At 68.3% G+C, this 12,627-nt stretch carries 11 protein-coding genes; 10 read left to right on the top strand and 1 reads right to left on the bottom strand.

Annotated elements, in window-relative coordinates; all coding sequences use genetic code 11:
• Positions 1–237: 237 nt before the first annotated feature.
• The 6 genes from OHS57_RS01805 to OHS57_RS01780 all read left to right on the top strand — a co-directional run bounded on the left by OHS57_RS01805 (position 238) and on the right by OHS57_RS01780 (position 7,782).
• Positions 238–1,065, top strand: a complete 828-nt coding sequence (locus OHS57_RS01805) for a type 1 glutamine amidotransferase domain-containing protein (protein WP_041999518.1) — start codon at positions 238–240, stop codon at positions 1,063–1,065.
• A 30-nt stretch (positions 1,066–1,095) separates the two neighbouring features.
• Entirely contained in the window at positions 1,096–2,703 is a 1,608-nt protein-coding gene (locus OHS57_RS01800; RefSeq protein WP_328580711.1) for a thiamine pyrophosphate-binding protein, read from the top strand.
• Positions 2,703–3,155, top strand: coding sequence for a hypothetical protein (locus OHS57_RS01795; RefSeq protein ID WP_041999525.1), 453 nt, complete (start codon positions 2,703–2,705; stop codon positions 3,153–3,155). Before OHS57_RS01800 ends, OHS57_RS01795 begins: the two co-directional genes overlap by 1 nt.
• A gap of 91 nt (positions 3,156–3,246) precedes the next feature.
• Positions 3,247–3,885 (top strand): DJ-1/PfpI family protein, encoded by a 639-nt coding sequence (locus tag OHS57_RS01790; protein ID WP_328580710.1) that lies wholly within the window; start codon positions 3,247–3,249, stop codon positions 3,883–3,885.
• Complete coding sequence (locus tag OHS57_RS01785) at positions 3,882–5,708, top strand: AGE family epimerase/isomerase (protein ID WP_328580709.1); 1,827 nt, start codon at positions 3,882–3,884, stop codon at positions 5,706–5,708. The genes OHS57_RS01790 and OHS57_RS01785 overlap by 4 nt, the downstream gene beginning before the upstream one ends.
• A gap of 13 nt (positions 5,709–5,721) precedes the next feature.
• Positions 5,722–7,782, top strand: a complete 2,061-nt coding sequence (locus tag OHS57_RS01780; protein ID WP_328580708.1) for a glycogen debranching protein — start codon at positions 5,722–5,724, stop codon at positions 7,780–7,782.
• A 78-nt stretch (positions 7,783–7,860) separates the two neighbouring features.
• Here the strand turns inward: OHS57_RS01780 and OHS57_RS01775 are convergent, their stop codons facing one another.
• Positions 7,861–8,190, bottom strand: a complete 330-nt coding sequence (locus OHS57_RS01775; RefSeq protein WP_041999537.1) for an STAS domain-containing protein — start codon at positions 8,188–8,190, stop codon at positions 7,861–7,863.
• 122 nt (positions 8,191–8,312) lie between these two features.
• Here OHS57_RS01775 and OHS57_RS01770 point away from each other — a divergent pair, with 122 nt between their 5' ends.
• The 4 genes from OHS57_RS01770 to OHS57_RS01755 all read left to right on the top strand — a co-directional run bounded on the left by OHS57_RS01770 (position 8,313) and on the right by OHS57_RS01755 (position 12,616).
• Positions 8,313–9,266 (top strand): LysR family transcriptional regulator, encoded by a 954-nt coding sequence (locus OHS57_RS01770; protein ID WP_328580707.1) that lies wholly within the window; start codon positions 8,313–8,315, stop codon positions 9,264–9,266.
• A 218-nt stretch (positions 9,267–9,484) separates the two neighbouring features.
• Positions 9,485–10,945: an FAD-dependent monooxygenase gene (locus OHS57_RS01765; RefSeq protein ID WP_157874486.1), complete on the top strand. Its 1,461-nt coding sequence runs from the start codon at positions 9,485–9,487 to the stop codon at positions 10,943–10,945.
• Between the two features lie 58 nt (positions 10,946–11,003).
• Positions 11,004–11,492, top strand: a complete 489-nt coding sequence (locus tag OHS57_RS01760; RefSeq protein ID WP_041999540.1) for a VOC family protein — start codon at positions 11,004–11,006, stop codon at positions 11,490–11,492.
• Positions 11,493–11,533: 41 nt separating this feature from the next.
• Positions 11,534–12,616 carry an aldo/keto reductase gene (locus OHS57_RS01755; protein WP_328580706.1) on the top strand — a complete coding sequence of 361 codons (1,083 nt, stop codon included), beginning with the start codon at positions 11,534–11,536 and terminating at the stop codon, positions 12,614–12,616.
• Positions 12,617–12,627: the final 11 nt, after the last annotated feature.

The raw sequence follows: 12,627 nt of genomic DNA, 5'->3' as shown, positions 1-12,627 counted from the left end.
CGGACCGATTGCACTGCGTCAACTCGTGCAAGTCTCCTGATCCATGCCGTGCGGGAATGCGGGATTGCCTCTCCCGCCACTGGGTTAACTTGCCGAAGTGGCCTCATCGGGGGCCGGTGCTGTTGCTTGCCCGTCGGCCGTCCTGCTCTACTCGAATGGCCCGCAGCAGGGACGTGAATCCCCGAGATCGCGGAGCATTCCGGAAGGTATCTCCTTCCGCAAACGACGGAGAAGATAATGTCGAAGAGGATTCTTGTCGTCCTGTCCGAGTACGGTTATTGGGGGGAGGAACTCGTCGGCCCGATCGAGGCCTTCGACAAGCACCGCTACCAGGTGACGTTCATGACGCCGACCGGGAAGCGGGCGCAGGCGCTCCCGCCGAGCGTCGACCCGGAGTACATCGACCCTCCGCTGGGCAGGTCGGTCACCACTCGGGACATGGCACGCCGGGCGTCCGAGCTCGACGCGTCCTCCCGCCTGGACAACCCGCTGAGCCTGCAGGACCTGGTGCCGGAGCGCCCCTATTACAGCTCCCTGAACCACCTGCGTGAGCTGGAGAACTATCACCGCCGACTCGACTCCTCGCTGACCGACCTGGTGTCGGGCTTCGATGCCCTCGTCATCGTCGGCGGCTCCGGCCCCATCGTGGACCTTGCCAACAACGAGCGGCTGCACGAGGTGGTTCTCGCCTTCACCGCCGCCGACAAGCCGATCCTCGCCGAGTGCTACGGCGTGGCCGTCCTCGCCTTCGCTCGCGATCTGGAAAGCCGCGAGAGCATCCTGTGGGGCAGGCACGTCACCGGTCACCCCAAGGAGTACGACTACAAGGACGGCACTGGATTCATCGGGGTGGACTTCAACATGGGCCCGCCGCCGTACCCGCTCGAGTACATCCTGCGGGACGCCACGGGGCCGGAAGGAGCGTTCCACGGGAATGTGGGCAAGGAGACGTCTGTCCTTGTCGATTATCCCTTCGTGACGGCCCGTTCGACGCCGGACTCGATTCTCGGCGGAGAAAAGCTGGTGGAGACCTTGGAAGACGGTCTGCGCCGCTACGGCTGGTAATATCCCCTACCTTCGGAAAGGATTCCCGCTATGCCTGCCAGGCCTGGGAAATCCGCAATCTTCGAGCAATTCGCGGCTGACGGCATCAGCTACATGTTCGGCAATCCAGGGACGGTGGAGCAGGGCTTCCTCGACGAGGGCGACCGCGCCGGCGACCTCTCCTACGTCCTGGCGCTGCACGAGGGCGTGGCCGTCGGTATGGCCGACGGCTACGCCCGCGCCACCCAGCGTCCGGGCCTCGTCCAACTGCACAGCGGAGTGGGACTCGGCAACGGTATCGGCATGCTCTATCAGGCGAAGCGGGGCGGTTCACCGCTGGTGGTGCTCGTGGGTGAGGCGGGCATACGCTACGACGCCATGGACGGGCAGATGGCCGCCGACCTGGTGGCCATGGCCGATCCTGTGACCAAGTACGCCACCAGGGTGGTCGATCCGCGGTCCACGCTACGGGTCCTGCGCAGGGCGGTGAAGATCGCCATGACCCCGCCGCGCGGCCCGGTCGTCGTCGTCCTGCCCGCGGACGTCATGGACGAGATGACGACGGAACCGGCGACACCCACGTCCCTCCCCGACACGCGGTCCGCGCCGGCACCGCAGGCCGTCGAAGAGGCGGCCCGGCTGCTTCGCGACGCGCGCCGGCCGGTGATCCTCATGGGCGACGGCATCGCAGCCAGCGGTGCGCAGGAACAACTCACCGCAGTCGCCGAGCGGTTGGGGGCCCGCGTGTGGGGTGTCAACTCGTCCGAGGTCAACTTCGACACCCGCCATCCGCTCTACGCCGGGCTGACCGGGCACATGTTCGGCAAGGACAGCGCCCGGGTCGTCGCGGACGCCGACGCCGTGCTCGTCGTCGGCACCTATGTGTTCCCCGAGGTCTTCCCGCACCTGGGAAGTCCCTTCGCCGACGGCACCCGGATCGTCCACATCGACCTGGACGCCTACGAGATCGCGAAGAACTTCCCCGTCGACGTCGGTCTGGTCGCGGACCCCGCACTCGCCCTCGCCGACCTCGGCCGGGCACTGGGCCCAGGGCCACGGATCGTCCCTCCGTCGCCGCCGCTCGCCAGGCCACTGCCGGCGCCGGACGACGAGCCTTTGATGGAGACCTTCGCCAGGGTCCTGGCCGAGCGGTCCCCGGCGGGGCTGGCGGTGTTCGACGAGGCGCTCACCTCCGGTGGCCCGCTCGCCACCCATCTGCCGCCACGACAGCCCGGCCGCTTCTTCCAGACGCGCGGAGGATCACTCGGCGTAGGGATCCCCGGCGCGCTCGGACTCAAACTGGCCCGCCCGGAACTACCCGTGATCGGCTTTACCGGTGACGGCGGCAGCATGTACACCTTCCAGGCGCTCTGGACCGCGGCCCGCGAAGGCATCGACGCCAAGTTCGTGATCTGCAACAACGGACGCTACCGGCTCCTCGACCTGAACATCGGGGAGTACTGGGCCGAGCAGGGCATCGCCCCCCATTCCGTCCCGGACGCCTTCGACCTGAGCCGGCCCGCCATCGACTTCACCGCCCTGAGCGAGTCCCTGGGAGTCACGGCCCGCCGGGTCGAGAAGCGCGATCAGATCGAAGACGCCATCACGCAGATGTGGGCCCACAACGGCCCGTTCCTCGTAGATCTGGTGGTGGACTGATGTCCGTGACATCGACCGAGGCACCGCCGCGTGCCGACTCGCAAGGTCTCGCCCTCACCGCGTCGAAGGCCGAGAACCTGGTCCGGGACTGGCTGCGCAGACTGCGCGGCGGCGCCGTTCCGGAAGAACTCACCGCCCACCTCGCCAACGGGATGCGCCTGGAACTGCCGGAGCGCATCGTACGCGGCGTCGAAGAGTTCACCCAGTGGTGCCGGGACGGCGCCCACCACCTGCTCACCGGTCTCCCGCTCGGCGGCGGAGTCCTGGAGGTGACGCTCACCTCGCCCGTGCACGCCCAGGTGGTCGTCACCTCCCCGTCCCCCGAAGCCGGCCACCTCAGCCAGGAATGGTGGGTGGTGCTGTGCGACGGGGTCCCCCGGATCCGCGTCATCACCGTCACCGGACTGCACCCCGAGCCCTCGCTCACCCCGGCCTCCGCCGCACTGGTGTAGGCACGCACGTGAACCACCGGGCGGGCCCGTCGCACGTGTTCCGTGCCGGGCCCGCCCTTTCTCCGTCCACCGACCAGCCAAGGAAGACACCATGCCCCCCAGCCTCGTCATGCCGCGCCCACGACTGGACGGCCGGCGCATCGGGATCCTCGTCGAGAGCGACTTCGTGGAAGAGGAGATCTCCTACTACCAGCACCGGTTCGCGGAGGAGGGCGCCGAGGTCGTCCTGCTCACCAGGCTGTGGGGAAATCCCTCACTCACCTTCACCGGGCACGAGCAGCGCGCACCGCTCACCGTCAGCGGCGACCTCGAAGAGCTCGACTACACCGAACTCTCCCGTTACTCCGCCCTGCTGGTCCCCTCCGGCATGGTCTCCGACCGGCTCCGCTTCAGTGAGGACGTGAACACACCCGCGCCCGCGATCGACTTGATGCGCCGTGCCTTCCGACTGCCCAGGTTGCTCAAGGCGTTCTCCTGCCATGCGCTGTCACTGCTCTCGGCGGCCCCTGAGCTGATCGCCGGGCGCCCCGTCACCTGCCACAACAACCTGGTCGGCGACGTCCGCAACATGGGGGCCGTCTACACCAACCAGGACGTCGTCGCCGACAACGATCTGGTGACCGGACGCACGGTGGCCGAATGCCACCTCCTCGCCCGTGCCGTGATCGAACTCCTGGACGAGTCCGCCGAGCAGGCGGCGCGATCCGTGCCGGAACAGGAGGCGGCATGACCACGCCCGCGTCCGCGAAGATCCCGTTCTCCTTCTCCGAAACCACCGCCGGCTACGTGGTCGAACGGCGCGGTTCCGAACTCGACCTCCGCACTCTCGACGACCGGCGGGTGATCGTCCACCTGACCGACACCACACACGGGCAGCGGCTGCGGAACCTGGGCGAGCCGTACGACGACGTCAGCGGCCACCTGCACGAGTTGCTGCGGCCCGGCACGTTCCTCTTCTGTTACGGGCCGGTGTACCCCGAAGCGGGCGGCCTGCGATTCCAGGCGGCACAACTGATCTTCGTCGGCGACGAGGACGGCGCCGGCTGGCCCTTCGAGCGCCCCGGCTGGTGGCGCGAGCAACTGGCCCGCATCGCGGACTTCTACCGGCGCTCCCAGTTCGGCGAGGCTCCCGTCGACTTCGGGGACTACCGGACGGTGATCAGCGGCACCGGAGGCAAGACCGAGCAGCACGTCCAGGAGACGGACACCATCTCCCGCATGGTCTACGGCATGGCCAGCGCATACATGCTGACCGGCGACGAGAAGTCTCTCGAAGTCGCCGAAAAGGGGGCACGCTACCTCCACGACCACATGCGCTTCGTCGACCCGGACGAAGGCGTCGTGTACTGGTACCACGGCATCGATGTCACGGGCGGCCGTGAACACCAGCTCTTCGCCTCCGAGTTCGGTGACGACTACCAAGCCATCCCCGCCTACGAGCAGATCTACGCCCTGGTCGGTCTCACCCAGACCTATCGCCTGACCGGCTCCCCGCGGATCCTCACGGACATCGACGGCACCGTCCGGCTGTTCGAGAAGTACTTCGCCGACCGGCAGTTGGGCGGGTACTACTCCCACATCGACCCGGTCACGCTCAGCGCCCACCACGAGAGTCTCGGTCCGAACCGCGCCCGGAAGAACTGGAACTCGGTCGGTGACCACGCGCCGGCCTATCTGTTCAACCTGTTCCTGGCGACCGGCGAAAAGCGCTACCGCGACATGCTTGAGCACACGTTCGACATGATCGTCACACACATGCCCGACGACACCAGCCCCTTCGTCCAGGAGAGGTTCCACGCGGACTGGACGCCGGACCGCGAGTGGGGCTGGCAGCGGGACCGCGCGGTGGTGGGCCACAACCTCAAGATCGCGTGGAACCTCATGCGGATGCAGGGCACGCTGCCCAAAAGGGAGTACCGGGCGCTGGCCGAGCACATCGGCAGCACCATGCCCGGCGTGGGCCGAGACGCGCAGCGCGGCGGCTGGTACGACGTGCTGGAGCGACGCGCACAGAACGGACGCCACCCCTTCGTCTGGCACGACCGCAAGACGTGGTGGCAGCAGGAGCAGGCGATCCTCGCCTACCTGATCCTGGCCGGCAGCACGAACCGGGAGGACTTCCTCACCCACGCACGGGAATCCTCCGCCTTCTACAACGCCTTCTTCCTCGACCACGACGAAGGCGGAGTCTTCTTCACCGTCCTGGCCCAAGGCATGCCGTTCCTCGTCGGCAACGAGCGGCTCAAGGGCAGCCATGCCATGGCCATGTACCACAAGGCCGAACTCTGCTTTCTGGCCGAGGTGTACACCCAGCTCCTGATCAACCGTGAACCGCTCGACCTGTACTTCTGCCCCGAACCCGGCGCCCGCTTCCCGGACGGCCTGCTGCGCGTCGCCCCCGACGTCTTCCCGTCGGGCCACGTCGTCCTGGACCAGGTGCTGATCGACGGGGCGCCCTACCACGACTTCGACGCCGAGACGATGGCGGTACGCCTGCCCGCGAGCGACCAACGGCTGCGGGTAAAGGCACGGCTGCGTCCGGTGCGACATTAAGGGGGCCCACACCATGGTCACCAGCGATCTTCTCCCGGCCTCCGCCCGGTGGCACATCGCCGCCGGGCGGGCCTGGCCGCTCGGCGCGAGCCCCGTGCCCGGCGGCGTCAACTTCGCCTTCCACGCCAACGGCGCACGCGCCGCGTGGCTGGTGCTCATGGACGCGGTGGACGGCACTATCGTCGCCGAACTGCCGTTCCCCGAAGGCGGCCGGTTCGGCACGCTGTTCACCGCCACCGTGCGGCGACTGGACACCGACCGCTTCCATTACGGCTACCGCGTCGCGTACACCTCCGGCGGACTCTCGCCCGTCCTGCTCGACCCCTACGCCACGGAGTTGACCGGTGCGGGGGAGTGGGGCCAACGCCCCCGCTACCGGTCCGCCGTCGCCCCGACCGACTTCGACTGGGGCGACGACCGCCCGCCGCGCATTCCGCACGGCGACCTGATCATCTACGAGACACACGTGCGGGGGTACACCCGGCACGCCTCCGCCGCGGTGACCTCCCCGGGTACGTACGCCGGCCTGCGCGAAAAGATCCCGTACCTGAGGGAACTCGGCGTCAACTGCGTCGAGTTGCTGCCCGTCTTCGAGTTCGACGAGACGGACAACACGTTCGTGTCGCCGGCTACCGGCAAGCCACTGCGCAACTTCTGGGGCTACAACAGCGTCGGCTTCTTCGCGCCAAAAGCGGGCTACGCGTCGCGAACCGGCCAGGGAGACGCCTCCCGCGAGCTGAAGTCGCTGGTCAAAGCGATGCACGCGGCAGGCATCGCGGTCATTCTCGACGTCGTGTACAACCACACGGCCGAGGGCGACCACCGCGGCCCCACCCTGTCCCTGCGCGGCCTGGACGAGTCCGCCTACTACCTGCTGGACGACGCGGGCCGCCCCCTCAACCTCACCGCCACCGGCAACACCGTCAACTGCAACCACCCGGTGACCCGCACCCTCATCCTGGACAGCCTGCGCCACTGGGCCACCGAGTACCGCGTCGACGGCTTCCGGTTCGACATGGCGGCCATCCTCACCCGGGGGACCGACGGCCGGCCGCTGTCCGACCCACCGCTCGTCGAGGCCATCGCTCGCGACCCGGCCCTGGCTCACTGCGTGCTCATCGCCGAGGCAACGGACGCCGCCGGCGTCCACCAAATCGGCTCCTTCCCCGCCTACGGGCGGTGGAGCGAATGGAACATGCGCTACCGCGACGCCATCCGGCGCTTCCTCCTGGGCCGGCCCGGCTCGGCGGGAGAGTTCGCCACCCGGCTGGTCGGCTCACCCGACCTCTATCGGGAACGCGGCGCCACCGCCTCGGTCAACTACATCACCTGCCACGACGGGCTGACCCTGGCCGACTGGACCTCCTACGACCACCGCCACAACGAGCCCAACGGCGAGGACGGAAAGGACGGCATCCCGGACGAGGAGAGCTGGAACTGCGGACACGAAGGCCCCACCGACGACCCCGCCGTCCTGCGGCTGCGCGCCCAGCAGGCCCGCAACGCTCTCCTGTTGCTCCTGGCGAGTCACGGCGTGCCCATGATCCTGGCCGGCGACGAATTCGGACGCACCCAGCACGGCAACAACAACACCTACGGCCAGGACGGCCCGCTCGGCTGGGTCGACTGGAACCACCGCGTCGCGCATGCCGGGCTCCTCGGCTTCACCCGGCGCGCCATAGCGCTGCGCCACGCGCACCCGGTGCTCCGCCGCACCGTACATCCGGACAGCCGGGTCGCGCCCGGCGCGCCCTGCCCCCCGGTCAGCTGGCACGGGGAGGAGCCGTGGGAACCGGACTGGTCGGAGGGCTCGACGCTGCTCGCTGCGATGCTCCACGAGGACCGTGACGACGCTCCCGCGGACTGTGTCTACCTGGCGGTCAACGCGGGTGGCTCCGAACGGACCGTACGACTTCCCGAGCCGCCGCCCGGTCTGCGATGGCATGTCTTCGCCGACACCGGCTCCCCGGCCCACCAGGACGGACACGAGGTGGGTGAGGAACCCCTCTGCGGCGACACACACTGGACGCTGGGCGCCCACGCGAGCCTGCTGCTCGTCGCCGGGGGAGTGTGAGTCCGCGAGGGGGCCGGCGGCTTCCCGCGCCGCGTGTGCGGGAGCGGGAAGCCGCCGACGGTGCGGTGGGCACCAAGGTCACGCGGTGGCGAGCGCGTTCGGCTCGCGGTGGACGATGGTCATCGAACGGTCGAGGCCGGCCAGCCGTAGCTGGGACATGAGCGCCGGTGAGGCTCCCTCGACCACCACTTCGGCCGACTGCGGCACCTGCTGGCCGGCCACAGCCAGGCACCTCACCGCGCCGCTCGGCAGGAGATCCGAGTCGTGCACATCGATCACCAGGCGTCGGGTGACCTGCCGGACGGCCCGGTCCAGGACCGAGCGCACCGTCTCGACATCGTGATCCTCGCCCGCCATACGTACGACGGTGCTGCTGCCCGCGGTCCCGAGACTCAGCTCAAAGCTCATGACTACTCCCTATCTCTACCGGCCACGGAAAGTCTTGTTCCCGGGCACCAATAATGTCTCTGCAAAAAGGATCGCGGAAGTGCCCAAGTCCTGTCCAATAACTTTCATGATGACGTGAACGCATGGATATCGATACGAGACTTCTACGTCACTTCGAGGAGCTGGCGCGGGAGGGAAACCTGACCCGCACCGCGAAACTGCTTTTCATCACGCAACCTTCGTTGACGAAACAAATAAGAAAACTTGAAACTCTCATGGGTGTGCGGCTGTTCAGCCGGAGCCGTCACGGAATGGAGTTGACTCCCGCCGGCGCGGAGCTCGCCACGCGGCTGCCGGAGCTCCTCGCGGACTGGGACGACCTGGTGCATCGCACACGTGGGGCGGCTCGTGACACCGTACGCGTCCTGCGGGTCGGCTTCGTGGCCAGCGCCGCCAACGAGGACACGCAGTCGATCCTCGCCGAGTTCGCCGGGCGACGACCGCGATGGCGGGTCGAGATGCGGCAGACGCAGTGGAGCGACCCCACCGCCGGTCTCGCCACGGGGGACGTCGACGTCGCGCTGCTGCGGCTGCCCTTCCCGGGGCAGGAGCGCTTCCGGCACGAAGTACTGATCACCGAGCCCCGCTGGATCGCCCTGCCGGTCGGTCATCGTCTCGCCCATCAGCGTGAAGTCGCCTTCGACGACGTACTCGACGAGCCCTTCGTCGCCGTCCCGGAGGAGTCCGGTTGGTGGCGCGACTACTGGCTCGCGACGGAGGAGCGCCGGGGCCGGCCTGTACGTATCGGCACGGTGGCGCGCAGTCCGGACGAATGGCTGCACGCGGTCGCCGGCGGCTACGGCATCAGCCTCACCCCCATGGCCACCGCCTCCTTCTACCAGCGGCCCGACGTCATCTACCGCCCGCTGACCGGGGTCGCGCCCAGCGACGTGGGGGTGGTCTGGCCGCTGAACGACCAACCCCCGTCCGCCGTCCATGATTTCGTTGAAAGCTGTATTGCAGTCCGGGCCGTACGCGCGCCGGTCTTACCGGCCGGAAACAAAGGCGTGGATCTTCCAAAGTCGCATCGGAATTGATTGGCCTGGCGCCGAGTTGGCGACACGGTAAGCCTGAGTGATCTTGTGACTTTGTACAGTTGCCGTTGCGAGAGGCTTCTGAGGCTCCCGATACTTGCAGCGCCCAGCTCGCGCGGCCCGAGCCCGACCGTTTAGGCGGAATCACGAATTCGGCGGGCGAGAGGTCAACGACTGCATGATTGGAGCGCAATATGCCGGACCATCAGAACAATTCGACGTTGCCCAGCAGTACGGACGTGCTGATTGTCGGCGCGGGGCCGACCGGCCTGGCCCTGGCCTGCGCGCTGCACAGCCAGGGCGTGGATTACGTTCTGGTGGATCGGGCGGCAAGCAACGCCGTCCACTCGCGTGCGGCGGCCGTCCACGCCCGCACCCTTGAATCGCTCGCCACCATCGGAGCCGCCGACGCACTGATCGAGAGGGGGAGGCCGGGACGTTCCTTCACCGCACGGGACGGAGAGCGCAGTGTGATCCACACTCCCTTCGACGAACTGGACACGCCTTATCCCTTCGTCCTCGCGGTCCCGCAGCAGACCACCGAGGAGGTTCTCGAGGAACGGCTCGTCCAACTCGGCGGCAGGGTGCATCGGCGCACCACCGTGTTTGCCCTGAACGAACTGTTCCCCGGGATGAACGCACTGGTCAGCAGTGAAGAGACCGGCGAGGTACGAGCCCTGCGGGCGCGCTGGGTAGTGGGGTGCGACGGAGTGCACAGCACCGTCCGTGAGCAGTCCGGTATCCCGTTCACCGGCCACGAGAAGCCCCACAACTTCGCCCTCATCGAGTTCACCATGGACTGGTCCGGCCCTGAGGGGGAGATCACCTTCTTCTTCTCGCCGTCCGGTCTGCTTGCCGTCTCCCGACTGGAGGGAGATACCTACCGTGCCGTCGCACTCGTCGACGACGACACACCGGCGCCCGACGAGCGTGCGGTACAGGCCCTCCTGGAGTCCCGCGGCCCCAGCGCGGCGGGCGCCAAGGTCAGGGAGTTGCGGATGTCGTCCACGTGGCGGGTGCGCCATCGTCTCGCCGATACCTTCGGAGAGGGTCCTGTCTTCCTGGTCGGAGACGCCGCCCACGTGCACAGTCCGGTCGGCGCCCAAGGCATGAACACAGGACTTCAGGACGCTTTCAACCTGGCCTGGAAGCTCGCGGCCGTGGCCAGGGGAGAGGCCTCACCGACGCTCCTGCGCACGTACAACGCCGAACGGCGGCCCATGGCACAGGGGCTGCTCGCCTTCGCCGCCCAGCTCCACGACATCTCCACCATGAGCGACCCCGACAAGATCCGGATGCGCAACGACGTCCTCGGTGCCGCAGGACAACTGCCGGAGGTCCGCGCCTGGCTGGCGAGCCGCCTGGCCCAGCTCTCCGTCACCTACGGCGGCGGAGAAGGCCCGAGCCCGGCGGTGGGCGACCGCATGCCTCCCCGCCCCGGCATGGCTCCGGGGCTGGGCTGGTCCCTCCTTGTGCCGTCGGGCGCCGGCCTTGCCGCTGCCGAGGCCACGGCGAGAGAGATACCCGTCCCGGTCGCCGTGGCCGAGGCGGCCGGCCTTCCGCACGCCGTGCTCGTGCGCCCGGACGGTCATGTCGCACTGACTGCCCCCGTGGCCCTGCTGGCGGAGCTGCCAGGACGCCTGCGGGAGTGGCTCCACCGCGACCGGCCCACCGGCGTCTGATCCCCGTCCCCCGGCAAGAGCCCCACCCCACCCCTCGAACATTTGTAAAGGAGAGCGCATGGCACCGCAGGACACCCCGTCGCGTCCCGTCGCCCCGACACTGATGCACGTCGCCCTCGTGTGCGCCGACATCGACGAGTCGCTGCGCTTCTACCGGGACGGCCTCGGCTACACGCGTATCTACGAGTGGAGCAGGTCCTCCGAGCAGGACCCGCCCTGCCGGCACATCTACGAGGGCCGGGCCCTCTACATCGAACTCGGCGGTGGCACCTATCTGGAACTGTTCCCCGGCGGCCGCGACGACGTGGATTCCCTGCCCGGTCCCCTCCAGCACATCGCCCTGATCGTGCCCAGCGTCGACGAGGCGTACGCCAACTGCCTCGCGGCGGGAGGGCGGCCCTTCCCCTTCGACGAATGGCCCGGCCGGCCGACCAGCATCGTGCTCAACGGCGAGCCCGAGACGAAGGCCCGGGTCGCCTTCGTCAAGGGCCCCAGCGGAGAACTCGTAGAACTGTTCGAGCTGCACACCCCCGTAGTCGCCCGCTAGCTGCCGAGCCGCGCTGATCCCGGCGCGGCGAAGGAGGATATATGCGTTACACCCTGCTGGGTAAGACAGGACTGCGGATCTCCGAACTCGCCCTGGGGACCGTCACATTCGGCGAGGACTGGGGATGGGGTGCGTCACTGCCGACAAGCCGGGCCATCCTCGACCGCTACGCCGAGGCCGGCGGGAATTTCATCGACACGGCGGACCACTACACCGGCGGCACCTCCGAGCGCTACCTGGGTGACATTCTGAAGGGCCGCCGGGACCGGTTCGTCGTGTCCACCAAGTACACCCTGCAGACCGACCCCGACGACATCAACTCGGCGGGCAACCACCGCAAGAACCTCACCGCCTCCCTGGAGGCCAGCCTGCGGCGACTGGGGACGGACTACATCGATCTGCTGTGGGTCCATGCCCATGACACCCTGACGCCGGTGCCCGAGATCATGCGCACCCTCGACGACCAGGTGCGGGCCGGCAAGGTCCACTACGTAGGCATCGCCAACTGGCCGGCCTGGGAGGTCGCCCAGGCGAACACCCTTGCCGAACTGCGCGGTTGGTCTCCGTTCGTCGGCCTGCAGATCCGCTACAACCTGCTGGAGCGGGCACCTGAGCGCGAACTGCTGCCGATGGCGCGGCAGTTCGACATCCCGGTACTGGCCTGGGGAGCCTTGTCGGAGGGTCTTCTCACCGGCAAATATCTCACCGGCGGGACGGGCCGGCTCACCGTCGAACCGCGCGAACACAACAGCCGTCCGGGCACCGAGGCCGTCGTCCGCGAGGTCGTGACAATCGCCGAGGAAGGCGGCTGGTCGCCTGCGCAGGTCGCACTCGCCTGGCTGTTGCACCGGCCGCAGACCGTCATTCCGATTCTGGGGGCCACCAAGGAGAAGCAGATCGAGGACTCCCTCGGGTGCGTCGACGTCGTACTCTCCGCCGACCAGCTGGGCCGTCTCGACGAGCGCAGCCGGATCGAACTCGGTTACCCCCACGACCTGATGGGCGATCCCGTCACCCTGAAGGACATGTACGGCCGCGACTGGAGCAACATCGTCGACCGACGCACCACGGTGCGTCGCGGCGTCAACGACGACGCCCACTTCGGTGCCGCACGCTCCAGCTGACCGTCCGGGCG

The organism is Streptomyces sp. NBC_00370 (genome assembly GCF_036084755.1).
GTDB lineage: Bacteria > Actinomycetota > Actinomycetes > Streptomycetales > Streptomycetaceae > Streptomyces.
This window is presented reverse-complemented; position numbering and strand designations above follow the sequence as displayed.